The organism is Lysinibacillus pakistanensis, assembly GCF_030123245.1.
GTDB lineage: Bacteria > Bacillota > Bacilli > Bacillales_A > Planococcaceae > Lysinibacillus > Lysinibacillus pakistanensis.
Map to the genome: position 1 here is coordinate 262,253 of NZ_CP126101.1, position 24,148 is coordinate 286,400.

Below are 24,148 nucleotides of genomic sequence, written 5' to 3' on the forward strand. Positions count from 1 at the left end.
CATAAGTTATTGACATCCTTAGTGCTATGATTTAATATTTAATTATTCGCTATTATCAGAATTTACAAAATAAATGCGAGCAAAGGGGATGAAGTAATGTATAAGATGAAAAGGTTGTTATTTTTATTGGGGACTATTGGGTTGTTGTCTTTAATTCTCGTGGGGTGTAGTAATAGCAACTCTGACGCGGGTACCAGTGGTGGAAGAGAAAAAGTAAGCGTAGCTGCTTTAAATAACTATCCACCTCTTATTTTTAAACAGGATGGTAAATTAACTGGCTTTGAATATGATTTATTGCAAGCGATTGCAGAAGAAGAAAATTTAGAGCTAGAATTTAAAGAGATGAAATTTGATGGTTTTATTCCAGGCTTACAATCTAATCAGGTAGATATCGCTTCCTCGCTATTAATACGTGAAGAACGAAAGGAAGTTGTGGATTTCTCAGATATCTTTTTAAACTCTGGATTAGTGCTTGCTGTAGCAAATAATAGCTCCATCCAATCCTTTGAGGATTTAAAAGGAAAAACAATTGTTGCTACACAAGGTTCTACAACATTTGAAAAGGCAAAGGAATTAGCAGATCAATATGGTGGAAAAGCGAAGCCTCTAAAAGAAACAGATGCGCTGTATTTAGATGTAGAAAATGGAAATGCAGATGCGCTTGTGCTTAACTCTCCTACAGTTGAGTATCGTTTAGCGGTAGATGGTGACAATGTGAAGTTCCGAATTGTAGGAGAGCATATGACAGTCGATGAACATGCTTTTGCTGTTAAAAAAGGGAACAAAGAATTAGCAGATAAGATTAATGCTGGTTTAAAAACAGTTAAGGAAAATGGGGAATACAATAAAATCCATGAAAAATGGTTTGGTAAATAAACATAGTTAATGTGAAGTGAGGTGTTTTTATGGAAACAACATTCAAAGTTATGACAGATGCACTGCCTTATCTTCTGCAAGGGTTATATATGACGCTATTAATATCCGTTTTATCAATAATTTTCTCACTTATAATTGGGCTAATTGCGTGTTTTATGAGGATGTCGAAGTATGCAATTTTACGATATCCTGCAGCAATCTATGTTAATCTTATTCGCGGAACACCAATACTAATTCAAATATTATTTATTTACTTTGGTGCACCAACAGCTTTGGATATACATCTTTCGGCTTTTACAGCAGGGCTGATTGCCATAAGCTTTAATATTGGAGCTTATAATACAGAGATTTTCCGTGGAGGAATCGAATCAATTGGTAAGGGGCAAATGGAAGCAGGAAGATCCTTAGGTTTCTCTTATGCTCAAACTATGGCTTTAATCATTTTACCACAGGCAGTACGACGTATGATTCCGTCATTTGTGAACCAATTAACGCACGCAATTAAGGATACATCGATGCTATCAGTTATCGGAATAGCTGAATTAACAATGGTTGGACAATCCATCTATGCGATGAATTTTAGATCCTTTGAAATCTTAACGATGGTAGGATTATTCTACTTTATCACCATTTATACTGTTTCCCTTATTTCTACTAAGATGGAACGGAGGTTTGTTATTACATGATAAAGGTTAATAATCTTTCTAAATCCTTTGGAGATTTACAAGTTTTAAAAGGTATTAGCACAGAGATTGCAGCTAAAGAGGTTGTTTGTATTATAGGCTCATCTGGTTCAGGTAAAAGTACCTTTTTAAGATGCTTGAACCTTTTAGAAGAACCGAGTGGTGGCGAAATTATTATAGAAGGCGAAAATATTTTAGATAAAACCGTTGATATTAATAAGCTTCGCCAAAAAATGGGGATGGTTTTCCAGCAATTTAATCTGTTTCCACAAAAAACAGTTATTGAAAATATTACATTAGCACCAATCAGACTCAAAAAGAAAACAAAAGAAGATGCTGAAAAACAAGCGATGGAGCTGTTAAAAAAAGTAGGCTTAGCAGAGAAAGCAACTGCTTATCCCTCTAATTTATCGGGTGGACAACAGCAGCGAGTTGCTATTGCAAGAGCCTTAGCAATGGAGCCACATGTAATGCTATTTGATGAGCCAACGTCTGCACTGGACCCTGAAATGGTAGGAGAGGTTTTACGGGTTATGAAACAATTAGCACAGGAAGGGATGACAATGGTCATTGTCACACATGAAATGGGATTTGCCCGTGAAGTAGCTGATCGAGTTATTTATATTGATGGTGGTAATATAGTAGAAGAAGGAGATCCAAGAGATATATTCACAAACCCATCCCATGAAAGAACAAAATCATTTTTGTCAAAAGTATTATAAAAAACTAATGGAGTCTTTCTGTTATTCAACAAAGGCTCCCATTAACAAAATTTTTTTACATTAACTTAGTATACTAAGTATTATAACTATATTTTCGAAGGAGAAATTATATGACAAAAACAGTTCTATTAATTGAACCAACGATCCGACCGAATGGTGTTGAGTACTTAACCAATCATTTTAATGTAGTGTTGGCACCAAATGGTTCAGAGGCGAACATTATAGCCTTTATAAACAAACATCAGGCCCGTGCAGTCATTGTAAGAACAGAAAAAATTACAAGAAATATTTTAGAAAGCTGCCCCTCCCTTGAAGTCGTAGGAATGCATGGAGTCGGGCTAGATAATATAGATGTTCCAAGCGCAACAGAAAATGGCGTAGTCGTGTTGAATGCCCCATCTAGTAACTATACTTCTGTAGCAGAGCATGCAATGATGTCCATTTTAGCTTTAAGTAGAAGCTTAAATATTAGTGATTCTAAAGTTAGAAACAATGAATGGCATTATAGAGAATCGTATTTTCCTATGGAAGTGAACGGGAAGACACTTTTAATCGTAGGAATGGGAAGGGTTGGACAGGATTTAGCTAAAAAAGCAAGGGCATTTAATATGAATGTTTTAGGATTTGACCCATTTGTTACAGAATCAGAAATGCAGCTACATGGTGTTGTTAAAATCGATGACTTAAATATGTGTCTTCCAATATGTGATTTTATCTCTTTACATGCCCCATTAACGAAAAACACCTATCATTTATTTTCTGCTAAGCAATTTGAGTTAATGAAAGATTCAGCATTTGTTATTAATTTAGGGAGAGGCTCATTGATAAATGAACAAGCACTATATAGCGCACTAGTTACTAAAAAAATAGCTGGTGCAGCGTTAGATGTATTAGAGCAAGAGCCCCCAAATAGTGATAACCCTCTTTTTACATTGGAGAATGTAATTTTCACACCGCATTTTGGTGGCGATACATTAGAGGCAAAAGATAGATGCTCTGAATCTATAACACACGAAGTTGGTGTTGTGTTAAATGGGAAAATATCGAGAAATGTAGTAAATCCACAAGTATTAGGCAACGCAAAGGCTTATAAATAACATTTAAAGGAGATTATTAAAATGAAATTTAATGGAATTATGACTGCATTAGTCACACCTTTACACCTTGATGGGTCTGTTGATAAACAAAGCTTCGCAAATCTAATCGAGGATCAACTAAATAATCATATTCATTCTTTGCTTGTATTAGGTGGAACAGGAGAATATGCTGCTCTTAATATGGAGCAACGAAAAATTGCTATTGATGTTGCATTAAGTACTGTCAATGGTCGTGTGCCAGTAGTAGTAGGCTTGCTTTCTCCAGGATTAGGCGACAATGTAGAATTAGGTAGCTATGCAAAACAAGCTGGTGCTGACGCTGTTATGATTGTGACACCATATTATGTAAGTCCAACAAAACAAGGATTTATCGAATACTATGAAGCGATTGATAAATGTTTAGAGATGCCAATTATCCTCTATAACATTCCTTATAAAACAGGCATTCATTTGGCTAATGATACAGTAAAAGAGATTGTTGAAAATGTGCCAAATGTAGTTGGAATGAAAGTTTGCTCAGATAATATAGGTGATGTCCTTGAGCTACTTCAAATTGTTGGTGATAAAATTTCCGTTCTTTGTGGAGAGGACTTCCGAGCGGTGTCTTCATTTATTGCAGGGGCGCCAGGGGCCATAACAGCTAGCTCAAATCTTATTCCTGAAGTATGGGTGAAGATTTATGACTTAGTTCAAGAAAAAAACTATGACGAGGCAATAGAACTGCATAAAAAGTATTTCCCATTAATGAAGACGCTATATAAAGAAGGAAACCCAGGACCTTTAAAAGCCGCATTAAACTTTGTCGGTATACCTGTTGGTTCAGTTTCAGTTCCGTTAGTAGATGCTTCATCTACTGTTGAAGCAGAGCTTAAAAATAAATTAACAGAGCTGGTTGTACCTGTAAGATAGGGTAACGATTTTTACTAGCTCAATATGTTGAGTGGATAACAATATTGGAGGTATATATGGTAGTAGCATATAAGCATGAGCCGTTTACTGATTTTAGTGTTGAAGCTAATCGATTAGATTATTTAAATGCTTTACAAGCCGTTGAAGGGTACTTAGGGCAAGATTACGATTTAGTAATTGGTGGAGAGCGAATTACCACAGAGGATAAGATTGTTTCCTACAATCCTTCCAATAAAAGAGAAGTGATAGGACATGTATCGAAGGCAAACAAAGAGCTAGCCGAAAAAGCTATGCAAGCAGCTGTTCAAGCATTTAAAACGTGGAAAAAAGTGAAACCTGAGTCTCGCGCAGATATTTTATTTAAGGCTGCGGCAATTATTCGCCGTCGAAAGCATGAATTTTCAGCATTGTTAACAAAGGAAGCGGGTAAGCCATGGAAGGAGGCAGATGCAGATACAGCAGAAGCCATTGATTTCTTGGAGTATTATGGTCGTCAAATGCTTTTAATTAAAGACGGCTCACCTGTTCAAAGTCGTCCAAATGAATTTAATCGTTATGACTATATTCCATTAGGGGTAGGTATTATTATCTCTCCATGGAACTTTCCATTTGCGATAATGGCTGGAACAACAGTAGCGGCAATTGTGACAGGTAATACAGTATTATTAAAGCCAGCTTCCACTACTCCAGTGATTGCTGCAAAATTTGTTGAAGTAATGGAGGAAGCAGGTCTTCCTAAAGGTGTTCTTAATTTTGTGCCAGGAAATGGCTCAGAAGTGGGAGATTATCTGGTCGATCATAAAGACACACGATTTATCAGCTTTACAGGTTCGCGTGATGTTGGTCTCCGTATTTTTGACCGTGCTTCGAAAGTTCGTAACGGGCAAATTTGGATAAAGCGTGTGATTGCAGAAATGGGAGGAAAGGACACAATTGTTGTTGATAAAGAAGCAGACCTAGAATTAGCAGCGACTTCGATAGTATCCTCCGCGTTTGGCTTCTCTGGTCAAAAATGTTCTGCATGTTCTCGTGCAGTTATTGTAGAAGATGTTTATGATCAAGTTCTTGAACGTGTGGTAGCATTAACCAATGAATTGACTCAAGGTGATCCAACGGACTATACAAACTACATGGCAACTGTAATTGATCAAAATGCCTATAATAAAATCATGGATTATATTGAGATTGGTAAGCAGGAAGGAAGGCTGTTAACAGGTGGAAAAGGGGACGATTCTATCGGTTACTTTATTCAGCCAACTGTATTTGCTGACCTTTCTCCAGAGGCAAGGATTATGAAGGAAGAGATTTTTGGACCAGTAGTCGGCTTTACGAAGGCTAAGGATTTTGATCATGCAATTAAAATCGCTAACAATACAGAATATGGCTTAACGGGTGCAGTGATTACAAATAACCGTGGGCATATAGAAAAGGCTCGTGAAGAATTCCATGTCGGAAACCTTTACTTCAACCGAGGTTGTACAGGCGCTATTGTTGGTTATCAACCGTTTGGTGGATTTAATATGTCTGGAACAGACTCCAAAGCTGGTGGGCCAGATTATTTACTTCTTCATATGCAAGCAAAAACAAGCTCAGAAATGCTTTAAGAGCTAGGCTTTATAATAACATTGCATAAACCAACCAATTGTCGATAATGCTATAGGCAACTGGTTGGTTAATTTTAGTTAAAAAAGAGTTGCATTTATAAGTTTTAACAAGTATTATTTAATTAAATAGTAATTATATAATTACAAATTACTTAAGTTTTTTAATAAAGGAGTTTTTTCAATGACAAAATTCCAGAGCGAAGAAGACGTGCTTGCAAACTATGATTCCTCAAAATATCAAACACCTGATGGCTATACAGCGGATATTGCTATTTTTACAATTGTCTCAGAAAAAAAAGAAGAAAAAGCACCGCCGAACATGACGCTAAAGATTATGCTCATTAAACGTGCAGCAAAGGATGCAGAAGGAAATCCCAATATTGAAGGAGGCAAATGGGCACTTCCGGGAGGATTTATAGATGCCAGTCAAAAGGAAACAGCCTATATCGCTGCGAAAAGGGAGTTAAAAGAAGAAACAAATGTAGAGGGTCTACATATACAACATTTTGGTGTATACGATGGAATTGATCGAGACCCACGCGGTTGGATGATTTCAAATGCTTTTTATGCCATTGTTCCAGAAACATTTATTGAGCAACGACAGGCAAGTGATGATGCCGCTGAGGTGGAGCTATTTGATATAGAAGAGGTATTTACCCTTCAACTAGCATTTGATCATCGTCAAATTATTAACGATGCTTTGGCATTTATTAAAAGAGATATGATACAAACAACAGTTGCTAAAAATTTTCTACCCCCGGAATTTACTTTGTCTGAATTACAGCGAGTGCTACTGACAGTCGGAGAGGATTCCCGAATTTCAAATGATTCCGTATTCTTTACAAAGGCACCCAAACTACCTTTTATCGAAAGGGTATTGGATGAGGAAGGGAAGCCGAAGAAGACAAAACGTAATTCTTTTAGACCTTCACAACTATATACATTTAACGACTTTGAAATTATTGAGTCTATTTACCATTAGGAAAGATTCGTCTTTCCTGTTTATTTTAATGAATGTAATTTGTAATTTGAGTATTAGTAATTAATAAAATGGAGTGATGAAATGATGAAAAAGCGAGCATTAATTAATATTGATTACACAGTGGATTTTGTTGCATCAGATGGAGCTTTAACTTGTGGAGAGCCTGGACAGCTGCTTGAGCAGAAAAATGTAGACTTAACAAAGGAATTTATTAGGAATGGAGAGTTTACTGTATTTGCTATAGATGTTCATGAAGAAGGGGATGTTTATCATCCAGAAACAAAGCTATTCCCACCACATAATATTCGAAATACTAAAGGCAGAGATTTATATGGTGCATTAAAACCATTATATGAAGAAAATAAAGAGCAAGATCACGTCAATTACATGGATAAAACGCGTTACTCTGCTTTTGCAGGAACAGATTTAGAATTGAAATTACGTGAAAGAGGGATTACTGAGCTTCATTTAATCGGCGTTTGTACAGATATCTGCGTTCTCCATACAGCAGTAGATGCTTATAATAAAGGGTTCGATATCGTCATTCATAAAAATGCTGTCGCCTCCTTTAATCAAACAGGACATGAGTGGGCGTTGAGACATTTTGAACACACGCTTGGTGCCACTATTATTTGACAATCAGGGATGGAGGAAAATACATGAAATATGCAGACGATAGCTTCATGTTACACACGGATTTATATCAAATTAATATGGTTCAAACCTATTGGCAAGATGGTGTTCATCAACGTAAAGCTGTGTTTGAGCTATATTTTAGAAAACTTCCATTTGGTAATGGTTATGCGGTATTTGCTGGCTTAAAAAAAATTACCGATTTTATCAATAACTTTGGATTCTCTCAAAGTGACATTCAATATTTACGAGAAGAGGGGAATTATCCCGAAGATTTTCTTCAATATCTTCAGGAGCTTAAGTTTACAGGAAGCATTAAAGGGATGAGAGAAGGAGAACTCGTTTTTGCCAACGAGCCTATCCTAAGAATTGAAGCGCCATTAGCAGAGGCCCAATTAATTGAAACCCCTTTGTTAAATATCGTGAATTACCAAACACTAATTGCAACAAAGGCCTCACGTATCAAACAAGTGACAGGTGAGGATGTCGTAATGGAGTTCGGCACTCGACGTGCACACGAATTTGATGCTGCTATTTGGGGTGCCCGTGCAGCTTATATAGGCGGATTCTCTGCAACAAGTAATGTAAGGGCAGGGAAATTGTTCGGTATTCCCGTGTCAGGAACTCATGCCCATGCGATGATTCAAACCTATCAAGATGAGTATACTGCATTTAAAAAATATGCAGTTGCACATAAAGATTGTGTTTTTTTAGTAGATACCTATGATACGTTACATTCAGGCGTTCCAAATGCAATTCGTGTAGCAAAGGAATTAGGAGATCAGATTAATTTTATTGGTATCCGTTTAGACAGTGGCGATCTAGCCTACCTTTCAAAAAGAGCAAGAAAAATGCTAGATGATGCGGGGTTTACAGACGCAAAAATTATGGCCTCGAATGATTTGGACGAATATACAATTATGCATTTAAAATCGCAAGGAGCGCGAATCGATGCTTGGGGAATTGGAACAAAGCTGATTACAGCCTACGATCAAGCTGCTCTTGGTGGAGTATACAAATTAGTTTCTATTGAAAATGAAAGTGGAGAAATGGTCGATACGATTAAAATTTCAGCAAATCCCGAAAAAGTGACTACTCCTGGGTGTAAGCGTGTTTATCGTATTGTTAATAATGAGAATGGTCATGCTGAAGGTGACTATATTGCCCTTGATGATGAAAACATCCAGCAAATAGAAAGATTAAAAATGTTCCACCCTGTTCATACGTATATAAGTAAATTTGTTACGAATTTTACAGCGATAGAGTTACATGAAAGCATTGTAGAAAAAGGGGAAGTTGTGTTTGAGGAACCTACTATTCAAGAAACACAAGCATATGCGAAGCAAAATTTAAAATTGTTATGGTGTGAGTACAAACGAACAATGAACCCAGAAGAGTATCCAGTCGATTTAAGTCAAACTTGCTGGGATAACAAGATATCCAGCATTCGGGCCATAAAAGAAAAAATTTCGAAAACGATGAATACTAGATAGAAAACGATAGGAGGAAGATACGATGGCGAGGATAGGTATTTATGGTTCATCCTTTGATCCAATTACCAATGTTCATCTTTGGACAGCTAGTACAGTCGCACACCGTTGTAAATTAGATAAGGTTATTTTTTTACCTTGCTCAAACAAACGGAAGGATAAAACAATAAAAACAGAGGATACTCATCGCTGGAATATGCTACAGCTAGCGATTTCCAAAGATGATCGTTTTATTGCAGATTCTTATGAAATGAATCAAGAAGGTTGGAATATTTACACATATGACACCATGAAGTATTTTAGAGAAAAGCACCCAGAGGATGAAGTTCATTTTATTATGGGCGCTGATTTATTAGTGGATATTGGTGCGGGGTTATGGAAAAAAGGTGACGCATTAGTAGCTGAAAATAAATTTATTGTAATGGCAAGGCATGGTATTGATATGCTATCAACAATTAGTCGTTCTCCAATTTTAAGAAATAATGATGATGGGAGATTCCATCTTATAGATAAGGGATTAGCAATGGAAATTAGTTCTACCTATATTCGTGAAGAATTTGCGATGGGTGGTGAGCCAAGGTATCTCTTGCCAAATTCGTGTTACGATTATATTAAAGAGCATCATCTTTATCGTAAATAAACTAATAAGTGTGGTTAAGTGCCACACTTTTTTAAATTTTGAAAAGATGGTGAATTTTATCATATATGTTCTCTCGTAAGCTATAATAAAAATAGCAATGAAATATAATTTTTTTGCTGGCAATCATTATAATGATTAATGTTAGAAAGGAATTCATGGATGTGCAGCTTACATTAACATTTCTTATTTTAGGAGCAACAATTTTCGCATTTGTGACCAATAAAATACGAGCAGATCTTGTAGCGATTGTGTCACTATTGGCTTTTGTCATTACGGATATTTTAACACCCGCGGAGGCATTATCTGGTTTTTCAAACTCTGTAGTTTTAATGATTGCAGGGCTATTTGTCGTGGGTGCAGGAATTTTACGTACGGGTCTTGCAGGGATGGCAGGCCAGTTATTGCTCAAATGGTCTGGCAATAGTGAGCTGAAATTATTTGTATTACTGCTCATTATTGTAGGATCAGTTGGTGCCTTTATGAGTAATACAGGTACTGTAGCATTAATGATGCCAATAGTTGTAAGTATAGCGATCAGTATGAAAGTCAGCCCTTCAAAGTTTCTACTACCACTTTCATACGTAGCAAGTCTTTCTGGTCTTATGACACTAATTGCATCACCGACCAATTTAATTGTTAGTCAGTTATTAGTGGATAGAGGCTATAACAAACTTGGCTTCTTTGAAATAACACCTATTGGTATTGTTGGAATGATTGCAGGTATCACTTATTTAGTGCTTGTACGTAATATCCTATTACCTAAGGAACAAAATCGTACCCAGACAAATGAAGGCTATAAACTTTCGCCGAAGAAAATTATTAAACAGTATGATTTAAATAATCGTCTATTTAAAATATCTGTTCCAGAAGAATCTCCTATAATTGAAACATCATTAGCAGAATTAAAACTACCAGCTAAGTATATGCTCTGCATGATGAAAATTCATCGTAAATCACAGGAGGGCATTAATTTACTGCCGATGACTTATCAAGAAATGGCAGGTCCAACAAGTGTCATTCATGCTAAGGATGAGCTATATGTTCAAGGAGAAGAAGAGGACATCAGCCGTTTCGTTGAAGATTATCATCTTGAGATGCAAGGGTTAGTTGAAGGAGAGGCCGATGAATTGGTATCAAAGCATCTCGGTATTGCAGAGGTATTGCTCACACCAAATTCAAGCTTTATCAATGAAACGGTTAGCTCTCTTGGCTTCCGAGAAAAATACAACCTAAACATTATTGGTATTAACCGAAAAGGTGGATATAAGCTTCAAGATATGATTTCGCACAAGTTAAAATTTGGAGATGCTATTTTAGTACAAGGCGCATGGGATGAAATTCTTTTGTTAGCAAGAGAGACCCAGGATGTCGTAGTTGTTGGCCAACCAAAGGAGCATGCAAGTGTAGCAGCAGCTACAGGTAAAGCTGGTCTTGCGGGTATTATTATGCTATTCATGATTATTTTAATGGCATTCGAAATTTTTCCAGCTGTTATTTCTGTAATGATTGGTGCAGTTCTGATGATATTAACCGGTTGTTTAAGAAATATGGAAGATGCCTATAGCAATATGAATTTTGAAAGCATTGTGTTAGTGGCTGCAATGCTTCCAATGGCGACAGCATTAGAAAAAACAGGTGGTATGGCTATTTTATCTGATGGTATCATCAATGCCCTCGGCGATTTTGGACCCTATGGAGTGCTCATTGGTGTTTATATTTTGACAGCAGTTTTTGGTCAATTTATTAGTAATACGGCAACTGCTGTATTGTTTGCACCTATTGCCATGAGTGCTGCGATTGCAATGGATGTTAGCCCAACAACCTTTATGATTGCAGTAGCAGTAGCAGCAAGCATGGCCTTTGCTACACCGATTGCATCCCCTACCAATGCGCTGGTAATGACAGCGGGAGGCTACAAATTTATGGATTTTGTAAGAATAGGAATTCCATTACAGATTGTTATGTTTATTGTAATGATGATAGCCATCCCGTTCTTTTTCCCATTTTAAAAACTCGGTTTTTATTACCGAGTTTTTTTGTTCGTTCTTCCTAAAAAACTATTAATTTTTTATCAAGAAATATGATAAAATTATATTTTAGTTAGCGGTATTACATTAAGATAATTCGAGTGAAACCAAAAATAATATGTAGTTATTAATATAGGAAGTTTTTCTACTTTAATAAAAAAGCTAAATTTTTTTCTGTAAAAGTGTTGACCTTTTTAAAAAAGGGGTGTAATATTATACAAGTCGCCACGGTGACACGCTGAAATAAAGCAAAACATGAACCTTGAAAACTGAACAAGCAAAACGTAATCAATATAGTTTTTAGTAGCTAGCTTTTGCTAGTGAACAAAACAAAAATTTTGGACATCAAAATTGATGCCAGCAAAACAATTTGAGCTAATCAAATTTCTTTTATGGAGAGTTTGATCCTGGCTCAGGACGAACGCTGGCGGCGTGCCTAATACATGCAAGTCGAGCGAACAGAGAAGGAGCTTGCTCCTTTGACGTTAGCGGCGGACGGGTGAGTAACACGTGGGCAACCTACCCTATAGTTTGGGATAACTCCGGGAAACCGGGGCTAATACCGAATAATCTATGTCACCTCATGGTGACATACTGAAAGACGGTTTCGGCTGTCGCTATAGGATGGGCCCGCGGCGCATTAGCTAGTTGGTGAGGTAATGGCTCACCAAGGCGACGATGCGTAGCCGACCTGAGAGGGTGATCGGCCACACTGGGACTGAGACACGGCCCAGACTCCTACGGGAGGCAGCAGTAGGGAATCTTCCACAATGGGCGAAAGCCTGATGGAGCAACGCCGCGTGAGTGAAGAAGGTTTTCGGATCGTAAAACTCTGTTGTAAGGGAAGAACAAGTACAGTAGTAACTGGCTGTACCTTGACGGTACCTTATTAGAAAGCCACGGCTAACTACGTGCCAGCAGCCGCGGTAATACGTAGGTGGCAAGCGTTGTCCGGAATTATTGGGCGTAAAGCGCGCGCAGGCGGTCCTTTAAGTCTGATGTGAAAGCCCACGGCTCAACCGTGGAGGGTCATTGGAAACTGGGGGACTTGAGTGCAGAAGAGGAAAGTGGAATTCCAAGTGTAGCGGTGAAATGCGTAGAGATTTGGAGGAACACCAGTGGCGAAGGCGACTTTCTGGTCTGTAACTGACGCTGAGGCGCGAAAGCGTGGGGAGCAAACAGGATTAGATACCCTGGTAGTCCACGCCGTAAACGATGAGTGCTAAGTGTTAGGGGGTTTCCGCCCCTTAGTGCTGCAGCTAACGCATTAAGCACTCCGCCTGGGGAGTACGGTCGCAAGACTGAAACTCAAAGGAATTGACGGGGGCCCGCACAAGCGGTGGAGCATGTGGTTTAATTCGAAGCAACGCGAAGAACCTTACCAGGTCTTGACATCCCGTTGACCACTGTAGAGATATAGTTTCCCCTTCGGGGGCAACGGTGACAGGTGGTGCATGGTTGTCGTCAGCTCGTGTCGTGAGATGTTGGGTTAAGTCCCGCAACGAGCGCAACCCTTGATCTTAGTTGCCATCATTTAGTTGGGCACTCTAAGGTGACTGCCGGTGATAAACCGGAGGAAGGTGGGGATGACGTCAAATCATCATGCCCCTTATGACCTGGGCTACACACGTGCTACAATGGACGATACAAACGGTTGCCAACTCGCGAGAGGGAGCTAATCCGATAAAGTCGTTCTCAGTTCGGATTGTAGGCTGCAACTCGCCTACATGAAGCCGGAATCGCTAGTAATCGCGGATCAGCATGCCGCGGTGAATACGTTCCCGGGCCTTGTACACACCGCCCGTCACACCACGAGAGTTTGTAACACCCGAAGTCGGTGAGGTAACCTTTTGGAGCCAGCCGCCGAAGGTGGGATAGATGATTGGGGTGAAGTCGTAACAAGGTAGCCGTATCGGAAGGTGCGGCTGGATCACCTCCTTTCTAAGGATTATTTCGGAATACAAACCTTGGGTTTGTAAGATTACGTTTTGTGTTCAGTTTTGAAGGTTCATTCTTTTTCGAATGAAATACTTCAAAACTTGTTCTTTGAAAACTGGATAAAACGACATTGAAATTGTAACAAACACATTTATTTTTTAAGTTTTTTTATAGGCTTAATAACATAATAAAGGTTTCAAGACACGAGCAGTTCTAGGAAGCAATCGAGTGAGTGAAGGAGCGTACTTAAGTACGTGACTGATTGAACGAGTGAAGCTGACAACGAAATGCGATGTGTATTGAAAGCTGTAGGTTAAGTTATTAAGGGCGCACGGCGAATGCCTTGGCACTAGGAGCCGAAGAAGGACGGCACTAACACCGATATGCTTCGGGGAGCTGTAAGTGAGCTTTGATCCGGAGATTTCCGAATGGGGGAACCCACTACGTTTAATCGCGTAGTATCTTGACGTGAATACATAGCGTCTTGAAGGCAGACCCAGGGAACTGAAACATCTAAGTACCTGGAGGAAGAGAAAGAAAAATCGATTCCCTGAGTAGCGGCGAGCGAAACGGGAAGAGCCCAAACCAAGAGGCTTGCCTCTTGGGGTTGTAGGACACTCTATACGGAGTTACAAAAGAGCGAGTTAGATGAAGCGACTTGGAAAGGTCCGCCAGAGCAGGTAAAAGCCCTGTAGTCGAAAGTTCGTTCTCTCCAGAGTGGATCCTGAGTACGGCGGAACACGTGAAATTCCGTCGGAATCCGGGAGGACCATCTCCCAAGGCTAAATACTACCTAGTGACCGATAGTGAACCAGTACCGTGAGGGAAAGGTGAAAAGCACCCCGGGAGGGGAGTGAAAGAGATCCTGAAACCGTGTGCCTACAAGTAGTTAGAGCCCGTTAATGGGTGATAGCGTGCCTTTTGTAGAATGAACCGGCGAGTTACGATTACGTGCGAGGTTAAGCTTTAGAAGGCGGAGCCGCAGCGAAAGCGAGTCTGAATAGGGCGAAATAGTACGTGGTCGTAGACCCGAAACCAGGTGATCTACCCATGTCCAGGGTGAAGGTAAGGTAACACTTACTGGAGGCCCGAACCCACGCACGTTGAAAAGTGCGGGGATGAGGTGTGGGTAGCGGAGAAATTCCAATCGAACTTGGAGATAGCTGGTTCTCTCCGAAATAGCTTTAGGGCTAGCCTCGTGATGAGAATACTGGAGGTAGAGCACTGTTTGGACTAGGGGGCCATCCCGGTTTACCGAATTCAGACAAACTCCGAATGCCAGATATTTATACACGGGAGTCAGACTGCGAGTGATAAGATCCGTAGTCAAAAGGGAAACAGCCCAGACCACCAGCTAAGGTCCCAAAGTAATCGTTAAGTGGAAAAGGATGTGGCGTTGCACAGACAACCAGGATGTTGGCTTAGAAGCAGCCATCATTTAAAGAGTGCGTAATAGCTCACTGGTCGAGTGACGCTGCGCCGAAAATGTATCGGGGCTAAACGATTCACCGAAGCTGTGGATTGACATCTACGATGTCAGTGGTAGGAGAGCGTTCTAAGTGCGTTGAAGTCAGACCGGAAGGACTGGTGGAGCGCTTAGAAGTGAGAATGCCGGTATGAGTAGCGAAAGACGGGTGAGAATCCCGTCCACCGTATGACTAAGGTTTCCTGAGGAAGGCTCGTCCGCTCAGGGTTAGTCGGGACCTAAGCCGAGGCCGATAGGCGTAGGCGATGGACAACAGGTTGATATTCCTGTACCACCTCCTCACCGTTTGAGAAATGGGGGGACGCAGTAGGATAGGGTAAGCGCGCCGTTGGTTGTGCGCGTCCAAGCAGTAAGGCGTGTGTGTAGGCAAATCCGCACACTGTAACGTTGAGCTGTGATGGCGAGTCCGTATGGACGAAGTTCCTGATTTCACACTGCCAAGAAAAGCCTCTATCGAGGTGAGAGGTGCCCGTACCGCAAACCGACACAGGTAGTCGAGGAGAGAATCCTAAGGTGTGCGAGAGAACTCTCGTTAAGGAACTCGGCAAAATGACCCCGTAACTTCGGGAGAAGGGGTGCTCTTGAGCGTGCAAGCGCATGAGAGCCGCAGTGAATAGGCCCAGGCGACTGTTTAGCAAAAACACAGGTCTCTGCAAAACCGTAAGGTGACGTATAGGGGCTGACGCCTGCCCGGTGCTGGAAGGTTAAGAGGAGTGGTTAGCGCAAGCGAAGCTGCGAATTGAAGCCCCAGTAAACGGCGGCCGTAACTATAACGGTCCTAAGGTAGCGAAATTCCTTGTCGGGTAAGTTCCGACCCGCACGAAAGGCGTAACGATCTGGGCACTGTCTCAACGAGAGACTCGGTGAAATTATAGTACCTGTGAAGATGCAGGTTACCCGCGACAGGACGGAAAGACCCCGTGGAGCTTTACTGTAGCCTGATATTGAATTTTGGTACAACTTGTACAGGATAGGTAGGAGCCAGAGATCTCGGAGCGCCAGCTTCGAAGGAGGCGTCGGTGGGATACTACCCTGGTTGTATTGAAATTCTAACCCATGCCCCTTAGCGGGGCAGGAGACAGTGTCAGGCGGACAGTTTGACTGGGGCGGTCGCCTCCTAAAAGGTAACGGAGGCGCCCAAAGGTTCCCTCAGAATGGTTGGAAATCATTCGTAGAGTGTAAAGGCACAAGGGAGCTTGACTGCGAGACCTACAAGTCGAGCAGGGTCGAAAGACGGGCTTAGTGATCCGGTGGTTCCGCATGGAAGGGCCATCGCTCAACGGATAAAAGCTACCCCGGGGATAACAGGCTTATCTCCCCCAAGAGTCCACATCGACGGGGAGGTTTGGCACCTCGATGTCGGCTCATCGCATCCTGGGGCTGTAGTCGGTCCCAAGGGTTGGGCTGTTCGCCCATTAAAGCGGTACGCGAGCTGGGTTCAGAACGTCGTGAGACAGTTCGGTCCCTATCCGTCGTGGGCGTAGGAAATTTGAGAGGAGCTGTCCTTAGTACGAGAGGACCGGGATGGACACACCGCTGGTGTACCAGTTGTCTTGCCAAAGGCATCGCTGGGTAGCTATGTGTGGACGGGATAAGTGCTGAAAGCATCTAAGCATGAAGCCCCCCTCAAGATGAGATTTCCCATTACGCAAGTAAGTAAGATCCCTCAAAGACGATGAGGTAGATAGGTTCGAGGTGGAAGTGTGGTGACACATGGAGCTGACGAATACTAATCGATCGAGGACTTAACCAAAAAGTTTGAAGCATTCAATGCGCCGTTTATCCAGTTTTGAGAGAATAAATTCTTTCAATTGAATAAGTGAAGTGATGATGGCAAAGAGGTCACACCCGTTCCCATACCGAACACGGAAGTTAAGCTCTTTAGCGCCGATGGTAGTTGGGGGCTTCCCCCTGCGAGAGTAGGACATCGCTTCGCTTATTTTTTCATGGAGGATTAGCTCAGCTGGGAGAGCATCTGCCTTACAAGCAGAGGGTCGGCGGTTCGAGCCCGTCATCCTCCACCATTATGGTCCCGTGGTGTAGCGGTTAACATGCCTGCCTGTCACGCAGGAGATCGCCGGTTCGATCCCGGTCGGGACCGCCATTATTTTGCCGGTGTAGCTCAGTTGGTAGAGCAACTGACTTGTAATCAGTAGGTCGTGGGTTCGACTCCTATCGCCGGCACCATTCCTTGGAGGGGTAGCGAAGTGGCTAAACGCGGCGGACTGTAAATCCGCTCCTTAGGGTTCGGCGGTTCGAATCCGTCCCCCTCCACCATTTTAGGGGCATAGTTCAACGGTAGAATAGAGGTCTCCAAAACCTTTGGTGTGGGTTCGATTCCTACTGCCCCTGCCAGGTATTGAGGTACTCGTTCATATACAGCTGTTATCATATATAGTGGCGATTGTGGCGAAGTGGTTAACGCATCGGATTGTGGTTCCGACATTCGTGGGTTCGATTCCCATCAGTCGCCCCATTTTAAAATTGGGGTATAGCCAAGCGGTAAGGCAACGGATTTTGATTCCGTCATGCCTAGGTTCGAATCCTAGTACCCCAGCCATTCATTTTTTAGTTTGAGCCATTAGCTCAGTTGGTAGAGCATCTGACTTTTAATCAGAGGGTCGAAGGTTCGAGTCCTTCATGGCTCATCATTTTTATCTTCATTCTTTCAGTGGTTGTCCAAACACCTACTGAATGAAGATAAAGCCTCCGGCGGTCACGGATTTTCAAAGGAATGAATTGTGCATGCACAATTCAAAATCCGGACGCAATTACACCAAGGCGAAATTGATAGATACATATGCGCCCGTAGCTCAATTGGATAGAGCGTCTGACTACGGATCAGAAGGTTATGGGTTCGACTCCTGTCGGGCGCGCCATAGTATTTTTTCGGAATGTAGCTCAGCTTGGTAGAGCACTTGGTTTGGGACCAAGGGGTCGTAGGTTCGAATCCTGTCATTCCGACCATCTTTATTTTATTTGGGGCCTTAGCTCAGCTGGGAGAGCGCCTGCCTTGCACGCAGGAGGTCAGCGGTTCGATCCCGCTAGGCTCCACCATTTCAATATTTTTGGAGGTATACCCAAGTCTGGCTGAAGGGATCGGTCTTGAAAACCGACAGGCGGGTAACACCGCGCGGGGGTTCGAATCCCTCTACCTCCTCCATTTCGGGTCAGTAGCTCAGTTGGTAGAGCATTAGATTGAAGCTCTAAGTGTCGGCGGTTCGATTCCGTCCTGACCCACCATTATTTGCGGGTGTAGTTTAATGGTAAAACCTCAGCCTTCCAAGCTGATGTCGTGAGTTCGATTCTCATCACCCGCTCCAAAATGGGGGCCTATAGCTCAGCTGGTTAGAGCGCACGCCTGATAAGCGTGAGGTCGATGGTTCGAGTCCATTTAGGCCCATCATTATTCCGAAGTAGCTCAGTTGGTAGTAGCACCTGACTGTTAATCAGGTTGTCGCAGGTTCGAGTCCTGCCTTCGGAGCCACGGCCCGTTGGTCAAGTGGTTAAGACACCGCCCTTTCACGGCGGTAACACGGGTTCGAATCCCGTACGGGTCATCAAGCATGTAGCACAGTTGTGTGTTACATGCTTTTTTATATGTCAATTGATTACCTTATCAAACAAATTGCTATAGTACCTTTCTAAACGACCATTGCCAATTTTAAAGCAGCTGAGAGGAATAATCATAGTGCATCAAAAAAGTCCTCACTATGACTAAATGGAACAATGTAACAAATATACGGATTTGTAGATAGCTTATAGTCAGAGTAAATTAGTTTTGTAATTCATGGGGGTAGTATAACTAAGTACAACACAGAATGTTAATTAAGCCTTAAAACAGAAGATGAAATTTTACATATAATAAACGACCAGAACCCATTTTGAATGAGTAACTGGTCAATTTAAGATCATTGATTAAAAAAACATATTTCTTTGCCTATCTAATTTACTTAGTCGGTTGCTATTAGAACACTAAATTATTTGATTTCGATACATTACCTTATTTACATTATGCCTTACGGTCTTATGACCTGCTTTAGTACCTTTACCAATAGCTATAAGCATAACATCTAAATACCTTTCAGATATATTTAAGATATCTTTTAACTTTTTAGAATCATATCCTGACATTGTGATTGTCTCAAAACCAGCTTCATTTGCTAACAAAATTAATGACATTGAAGCAAGACTTACATCTCTAGTTAACTCTAGCTTTAGATCTTCCTTAGATTTATTTTCATAATAATTTATTGCAGCATTCGCTAGATAATCTCTTAGTGATTCATCAAAATAACCAGCTTGAAAGCCTTCTTCATGTATCTTAATAATATTTTCTTTATCGAATGCCTGATAATCTCCCAACATAACAATTAATGTTGAAGCCTCTATCACTTGTTGCTGATTAAAAGCTATAGGTAGTAATAAATTTCTTAAGTCTGGCTCATCAATAATTAAGTAACGAGTAGATTGTATATTATTACCATTAGGTGACTTACTTGCACTTTCAACTAATGAGGTTAGAATTTCTGAACTAATTTTATAACTTGGATCATAATGTCTAACTGAACGTCTTTTTTCTAAAATATTTTTTACACTCATTTTATCAACTCCGAAATTTTTATTATGTTGCAGCTTTAATTATAGTAAGCAATAATAAATAAGAAAATAACGCACTTTAAAGTGGTATAGCCACTTTAAAGTGCCTTTTTAGGAGTTAGGAGGAAACAGATGGTTAACTATAATACTGGAATCAACATTTTCATGAACATTGCAGGTGGGAAATGGAAATGCTTAATACTCTTTTTCTTGAGCCAAAAATCAGTAAGGACAAAGGAGTTTTATGAATTAATACCTGGAATTACACAAAAGGTCTTAACAGATCAATTGAAACAGTTAGAAAGAGATGGACTTGTACAAAGAGAAGTATTTAAAGAAGTACCTCCAAAAGTGGAATATAGCTTAACTGATCTAGGAAGATCATTTGTACCAGTATTAAACACAATGTGTGAATTCGGTAATAAGTATGCACGTATAAAAGGTATAGAGAAAGATCAACAAATTTATTGTGATACGTTCCTCAGTTCCCAAAACGAAAAGAAATTGTAATAGTCATTGCCACTTGTTCCTTATTTGACTTGTCTTCTATTGTTTCAAACCATACAGGAATGCTGAGGATAACATATTTTCGGAGATAGTTTTTTTACATATTGTCTCTATTTTTAATGATTATATGTAGTGAATTATTTCAGACTATGAAAAGCTTAAATGGTCCGCTCAATGATTGGAGGTAGTGTTGGGAGGAATGTCACTATTGTTTCTCGTTATATTTTAAATAAAAATGGCTACCATTATTGTTTATAAAAATTGAATTATTCCTTTCGGTATGTTTGATACATATAGTTTTTGATATCCTATAAAATTACATGAAAGCCATCATTAAATTTGAACAAACTATTTCATATATGCAATATGTATGTTTTTTCTAAAGATATTTTCGTGGTGCTTCCTGTTTTGTTCCTCTAATATGAGGGTAGGTGGAGGAATCGACATGAATATACAGGAGATACAACAGTTCTTAAATTTATATCAGGTAGAGCAAAATGAATCTGAACTTTGGTTAGAAAATAGATTACAACAGATTAGAAGTGCAGGAGACTACAGTCCAACAACAGACGAACTAATTTTTGGTGCACGGGTTGCATGGCGTAATAGCAACAAATGTATTGGTCGCCTGTTCTGGCAGTCATTACATGTATTTGATGCACGTGATGTTTTAGAGGAACAGGACATTTTTCAAAAGCTACTAGAGCATATTGATTATGCAACAAATAGTGGGAAAATTCGTCCAACCATAACCGTGTTTGCTTCAGATCGAGTACGTATATGGAATCATCAGTTAATTCGTTATGCAGGCTATGAAACGGAAGCAGGAGTTATTGGTGATTCAAGTTCCATTGCGTTTACAAAAGTATGTGAATCATTAGGCTGGAAAGGTCAGCGAACACCATTTGACGTGTTACCACTTGTCGTACAGGTAGATGGGCGTGCTCCACAGCTGTTTACAATCCCAACAGAATATATTTTAGAGGTACCAATTCGTCATCCCGAGGCAGTGGATGTGGAGAAATTACAGTTGAAATGGTATGCCGTACCCATTATTTCAAGCATGCGTTTTCAAATGGCGGGTATTGATTTTCAAGCAGCTCCGTTTAACGGCTGGTACATGGGGACAGAAATCGGTGCACGTAATTTAGCAGATCATGATCGCTATAATATGCTACCAGCTATTGCAGAGATATTTAATCTTGATACGAGTAAACAAGCCTCTCTTTGGCGAGACCGTGCATTAGTGGAGCTCAATATTGCTGTCCTTCATTCATTTAAAGAAGATGGAGTGAGCATTGTGGATCATCATACAGCAGCACAACAGTTTAAACTGTTTGAAGAAGCAGAGGAATCGGTAGGGCGAAAACTGACAGGCAACTGGACATGGTTAATACCGCCGCTTTCGCCTGCAACGACTCATATATTTCATAAACCTTATATAAATATTTATCATACACCAAATTACTTCTATCAAAAGCCATGCTATTAACTGTAAAGGAGCTGTTAAATATCCCAACAGCTCCTGAAGGGTTTTACGGAGATCTCCATTAATTCCACTATCCACAACTATTGCCTCTTTTAGTTTCCCATATTATTCATGCAGTCAGAAGTATCAGCAATAATGCATATTCATCAACAAAATATTGTTCTAGATTGCCTCTCTTAGTACCTATATACAATCGCAATAATCCCATTTACACTTAAGCTATCTTGTTTTTTAGGAGAGGAGCAATCCAAATGTTGAACCAGCCTATCCCGAATATCCCATGGCAACAATTGACGACACCTTACGGTAGAGGAACAGCTATCCCTCAGCTGCTTGAACAGGAGCATTATCAGCAGCTTGCTGAATTAATTGAGCATCAAGGCACATTATGGCAGGTGACACCATGGGTTTTGCTTATCCTTTTAAAAAAGCTTGCCAACAAAAACATGGAAGACGTTTCATTACAAGAAATAGAGCTTTATTTAGCTGTGGCGCAAGTGATTACAGAGGATTATCTAGACCCAGCACATACGGTTCAAACTATGCAGGAGCTACTAGATGCCAAATATCTATGGATAGAAGATGAGGAGGATGATGAACTGGAATGGGAGGAGGAAACGCCAAAGGGCTATGAGCAGCAGGCTTTTTTGGGCTATTATTATTTTAGTCATTTACTCTTACAAGAGGCTCTTCCAATTTTTACTGCTATAAATGCCCATAACAAAGAAGCAGCAAAAGATCTTGATGAACTGATAACCATATTAAAACAGCATGATAAATAAAAAAGTATAAGCAGATGGAGAACAAGACTGGTTTTCCCATCTGCTTTAATTTAATGGACATATTCATCTTTAGAGGCTCTAAATGAACATAAAAAGAGTATTACAGCTACAACGACAAAGAGCCAGCCAGCAATATTCCAGCCACCAAATAAGTCATGCAGGTAGCCAAAAAGAATAGGACCAATTGCAGCAAACAAATAGCCTAATGATTGCGCAAAGCCTGATAAATCAGCAGCTTCAAAGGCTGTGCGAGTGCGGAGTGTGAAGAACATCATGGCTAAGGCAAAGGAAGCCCCACCTGCTAGGCCTAATAGAATCATCCAAAGTACCCCAAGGCTAGTCCACTCCATGACAACGCCAACAAAGCCTATTAAGTAAAACGCTGTAAACATTAAGACAAGAGGTCGCTGAGACGTCATTTTACTAGCAATGATTGGCACAGCTAAAGCCATTGGAACTTGCGAAAATTGCATGATGGAGAACATCCAACCTGCACGATCAGCAGCTAACCCTTGTGATATGTATATTTCAGGAATCCATGCTGCAGTTGTATAAAATAATAATGATTGTAATCCCATAGCACCTGTTACTGCCCAGGTAACTGGGGATTTCCATAAAGGTGAACGTTCTTTCGTTTTCTTAATAGTGGGCTCAGGCTTATTAAACTTTAATTGTGGAATCCAAATTAAAATGGTTAACACAACTAAAATAAGTGCAATAGCCAGTGCTCCTTGCCAACCTAGAGATGATTGGGCAATAGGGTAGCTAATCCCAGCACCGAGTCCTGCTGTTAAATTCATGGACATTGTAAAAAATGCCATAAGTAAGCCTACATGATAAGGAAATTTTAACTTGAGTAATCCCGGAATAAGTACATTTCCAAATGCAATAGCAACACCTATTAGCATAGTTCCAAACACAAGTAGACTTGTTGTTCCTAATGAGCGTAATACAATACCTAATGCTAAAAGGATAGTGGATAAAAATAATGTTAGCTCAAGTCCCAATTTACGTGCAACAACTGGTGCAAAAGGCGATATAATCGCAAAAGCCAGAAGAGGTATAGTGGTTAGAAATCCAGCTAATACATTTGATATACCTAAATCTTCTCGTATAAAAGAAATAATAGGTCCCACAACTGTTAATGGCATTCGTAATGTCGAGGCAATACAAATAACCCCTATGACTAATAATAAGGTAGCACCCCTCCAGCTAATTTTCCTGCTAGGATAACTAGTTGAATCTTCATTTGTTGTCAAAATAAATCCCCCCTGTTTGCATTCAATTATAATTAAACCACTATACTACTTTATCACATTATTAAAAATAGTAGAATATTCACAAAATACAGAAATTTACTCATTGTATTGAAATGTAAAATGTCTTATGTTAAACTAATACACATCATAAATTTAATATTTATATGCCTCATGTTAGTATTGAGGTAGAGGTCGCGGTATTTATGAGTATGCTAATGGAAATGACAAGCATTGGTGAGATTAGCTGAAAGGAAATACTGCCGAAGTGTGAGGGGACTTGAAAACCTCATGCTGGGGCTGTCTCCGAAAGGAACAGAACTGTCACGTTTGAACAACGTGTTGTGCTATCATTTAGAAAAAACTGAGGATTAACTTAGCCATCACAGTGTTCATGTGATGGTATTTTTTTGCCTCTTATATTAGGA

16 protein-coding genes, 17 tRNA genes, 3 rRNA genes and 1 riboswitch are annotated in these 24,148 nt (G+C 40.3%); of the genes, 34 read left to right on the forward strand and 2 right to left on the reverse strand.

Going from position 1 to position 24,148, the window contains the following annotated elements; genetic code table 11:
• Positions 1 to 96 precede the first annotated feature (96 nt).
• From QNH24_RS01230 to QNH24_RS01380, 31 genes are all read left to right on the forward strand, one after another.
• On the forward strand, positions 97 to 876 hold the full coding sequence (locus QNH24_RS01230) for a transporter substrate-binding domain-containing protein (protein WP_283870387.1): 780 nt from the start codon (positions 97 to 99) through the stop codon (positions 874 to 876).
• Between the two features lie 29 nt (positions 877 to 905).
• A complete protein-coding gene (locus QNH24_RS01235; protein WP_054771898.1) occupies positions 906 to 1,562 on the forward strand; it encodes an amino acid ABC transporter permease in 657 nt (218 codons plus the stop codon).
• Complete coding sequence (locus tag QNH24_RS01240; RefSeq protein ID WP_283870388.1) at positions 1,559 to 2,281, forward strand: amino acid ABC transporter ATP-binding protein; 723 nt, start codon at positions 1,559 to 1,561, stop codon at positions 2,279 to 2,281. Before QNH24_RS01235 ends, QNH24_RS01240 begins: the two co-directional genes overlap by 4 nt.
• 110 nt (positions 2,282 to 2,391) lie before the next feature.
• Positions 2,392 to 3,378, forward strand: a complete 987-nt coding sequence (locus tag QNH24_RS01245; RefSeq protein ID WP_283870389.1) for a hydroxyacid dehydrogenase — start codon at positions 2,392 to 2,394, stop codon at positions 3,376 to 3,378.
• Between the two features lie 21 nt (positions 3,379 to 3,399).
• Positions 3,400 to 4,287, forward strand: coding sequence for a 4-hydroxy-tetrahydrodipicolinate synthase (dapA, locus tag QNH24_RS01250; RefSeq protein WP_283870390.1), 888 nt, complete (start codon positions 3,400 to 3,402; stop codon positions 4,285 to 4,287).
• Between the two features lie 56 nt (positions 4,288 to 4,343).
• A complete protein-coding gene (pruA, locus tag QNH24_RS01255) occupies positions 4,344 to 5,891 on the forward strand; it encodes an L-glutamate gamma-semialdehyde dehydrogenase (RefSeq protein WP_283870391.1) in 1,548 nt (515 codons plus the stop codon).
• 181 nt (positions 5,892 to 6,072) lie between these two features.
• A complete protein-coding gene (locus QNH24_RS01260) occupies positions 6,073 to 6,873 on the forward strand; it encodes an NUDIX domain-containing protein (protein WP_283870392.1) in 801 nt (266 codons plus the stop codon).
• A gap of 81 nt (positions 6,874 to 6,954) precedes the next feature.
• Positions 6,955 to 7,509 carry a cysteine hydrolase family protein gene (locus QNH24_RS01265; protein ID WP_283870393.1) on the forward strand — a complete coding sequence of 185 codons (555 nt, stop codon included), beginning with the start codon at positions 6,955 to 6,957 and terminating at the stop codon, positions 7,507 to 7,509.
• Between the two features lie 23 nt (positions 7,510 to 7,532).
• Positions 7,533 to 8,999, forward strand: coding sequence for a nicotinate phosphoribosyltransferase (locus QNH24_RS01270; protein WP_283870394.1), 1,467 nt, complete (start codon positions 7,533 to 7,535; stop codon positions 8,997 to 8,999).
• 22 nt (positions 9,000 to 9,021) lie between these two features.
• Positions 9,022 to 9,636: a nicotinate-nucleotide adenylyltransferase gene (gene nadD / locus QNH24_RS01275; protein ID WP_283870395.1), complete on the forward strand. Its 615-nt coding sequence runs from the start codon at positions 9,022 to 9,024 to the stop codon at positions 9,634 to 9,636.
• Positions 9,637 to 9,791: 155 nt separating this feature from the next.
• Positions 9,792 to 11,645, forward strand: coding sequence for an SLC13 family permease (locus QNH24_RS01280; RefSeq protein ID WP_283870396.1), 1,854 nt, complete (start codon positions 9,792 to 9,794; stop codon positions 11,643 to 11,645).
• A 407-nt stretch (positions 11,646 to 12,052) separates the two neighbouring features.
• Positions 12,053 to 13,604, forward strand: a 16S ribosomal RNA gene (locus QNH24_RS01285).
• A 308-nt stretch (positions 13,605 to 13,912) separates the two neighbouring features.
• Positions 13,913 to 16,840, forward strand: a 23S ribosomal RNA gene (locus QNH24_RS01290).
• Positions 16,841 to 16,907: 67 nt separating this feature from the next.
• Positions 16,908 to 17,023, forward strand: a 5S ribosomal RNA gene (gene rrf / locus QNH24_RS01295).
• The 16S, 23S and 5S rRNA genes sit together here with 17 tRNA genes alongside, the layout of an rRNA operon.
• A gap of 12 nt (positions 17,024 to 17,035) precedes the next feature.
• A tRNA-Val gene (locus tag QNH24_RS01300) sits at positions 17,036 to 17,111 on the forward strand.
• A gap of 4 nt (positions 17,112 to 17,115) precedes the next feature.
• Positions 17,116 to 17,191 (forward strand) — tRNA-Asp (locus QNH24_RS01305).
• Positions 17,192 to 17,198: 7 nt separating this feature from the next.
• Positions 17,199 to 17,274, forward strand: a tRNA-Thr gene (locus QNH24_RS01310).
• A 6-nt stretch (positions 17,275 to 17,280) separates the two neighbouring features.
• A tRNA-Tyr gene (locus QNH24_RS01315) sits at positions 17,281 to 17,364 on the forward strand.
• Between the two features lie 4 nt (positions 17,365 to 17,368).
• Positions 17,369 to 17,442 (forward strand) — tRNA-Trp (locus QNH24_RS01320).
• A gap of 45 nt (positions 17,443 to 17,487) precedes the next feature.
• Positions 17,488 to 17,563 (forward strand) — tRNA-His (locus QNH24_RS01325).
• A gap of 9 nt (positions 17,564 to 17,572) precedes the next feature.
• Positions 17,573 to 17,647 (forward strand) — tRNA-Gln (locus QNH24_RS01330).
• Between the two features lie 15 nt (positions 17,648 to 17,662).
• Positions 17,663 to 17,735 (forward strand) — tRNA-Lys (locus tag QNH24_RS01335).
• A gap of 154 nt (positions 17,736 to 17,889) precedes the next feature.
• A tRNA-Arg gene (locus QNH24_RS01340) sits at positions 17,890 to 17,966 on the forward strand.
• A gap of 11 nt (positions 17,967 to 17,977) precedes the next feature.
• Positions 17,978 to 18,054 (forward strand) — tRNA-Pro (locus QNH24_RS01345).
• Between the two features lie 14 nt (positions 18,055 to 18,068).
• A tRNA-Ala gene (locus tag QNH24_RS01350) sits at positions 18,069 to 18,144 on the forward strand.
• A gap of 13 nt (positions 18,145 to 18,157) precedes the next feature.
• A tRNA-Ser gene (locus QNH24_RS01355) sits at positions 18,158 to 18,250 on the forward strand.
• Between the two features lie 4 nt (positions 18,251 to 18,254).
• Positions 18,255 to 18,330, forward strand: a tRNA-Phe gene (locus QNH24_RS01360).
• Positions 18,331 to 18,336: 6 nt separating this feature from the next.
• Positions 18,337 to 18,410: transfer RNA gene (locus QNH24_RS01365), tRNA-Gly, on the forward strand.
• Positions 18,411 to 18,416: 6 nt separating this feature from the next.
• Positions 18,417 to 18,490, forward strand: a tRNA-Ile gene (locus tag QNH24_RS01370).
• A 7-nt stretch (positions 18,491 to 18,497) separates the two neighbouring features.
• Positions 18,498 to 18,574, forward strand: a tRNA-Asn gene (locus tag QNH24_RS01375).
• Position 18,575: 1 nt separating this feature from the next.
• Positions 18,576 to 18,647: transfer RNA gene (locus QNH24_RS01380), tRNA-Glu, on the forward strand.
• A 415-nt stretch (positions 18,648 to 19,062) separates the two neighbouring features.
• Here QNH24_RS01380 and QNH24_RS01385 read toward each other — a convergent pair.
• Positions 19,063 to 19,689, reverse strand: coding sequence for a nitroreductase family protein (locus QNH24_RS01385; protein ID WP_283870397.1), 627 nt, complete (start codon positions 19,687 to 19,689; stop codon positions 19,063 to 19,065).
• A gap of 129 nt (positions 19,690 to 19,818) precedes the next feature.
• On the opposite strand from QNH24_RS01385, the gene QNH24_RS01390 reads away from it, so the two are divergent.
• From QNH24_RS01390 to QNH24_RS01400, 3 genes are all read left to right on the forward strand, one after another.
• Positions 19,819 to 20,196 carry a winged helix-turn-helix transcriptional regulator gene (locus tag QNH24_RS01390; protein WP_283870398.1) on the forward strand — a complete coding sequence of 126 codons (378 nt, stop codon included), beginning with the start codon at positions 19,819 to 19,821 and terminating at the stop codon, positions 20,194 to 20,196.
• 442 nt (positions 20,197 to 20,638) lie between these two features.
• On the forward strand, positions 20,639 to 21,685 hold the full coding sequence (locus QNH24_RS01395; RefSeq protein WP_283870399.1) for a nitric oxide synthase oxygenase: 1,047 nt from the start codon (positions 20,639 to 20,641) through the stop codon (positions 21,683 to 21,685).
• Between the two features lie 248 nt (positions 21,686 to 21,933).
• Positions 21,934 to 22,464 carry a hypothetical protein gene (locus tag QNH24_RS01400; protein WP_283870400.1) on the forward strand — a complete coding sequence of 177 codons (531 nt, stop codon included), beginning with the start codon at positions 21,934 to 21,936 and terminating at the stop codon, positions 22,462 to 22,464.
• 50 nt (positions 22,465 to 22,514) lie between these two features.
• Here QNH24_RS01400 and QNH24_RS01405 read toward each other — a convergent pair whose 3' ends face one another.
• Positions 22,515 to 23,723, reverse strand: coding sequence for a CynX/NimT family MFS transporter (locus QNH24_RS01405; RefSeq protein WP_283870401.1), 1,209 nt, complete (start codon positions 23,721 to 23,723; stop codon positions 22,515 to 22,517).
• 178 nt (positions 23,724 to 23,901) lie between these two features.
• Positions 23,902 to 24,078: riboswitch (Lysine riboswitch) on the forward strand.
• The last annotated feature ends 70 nt before the right edge of the window (positions 24,079 to 24,148 follow it).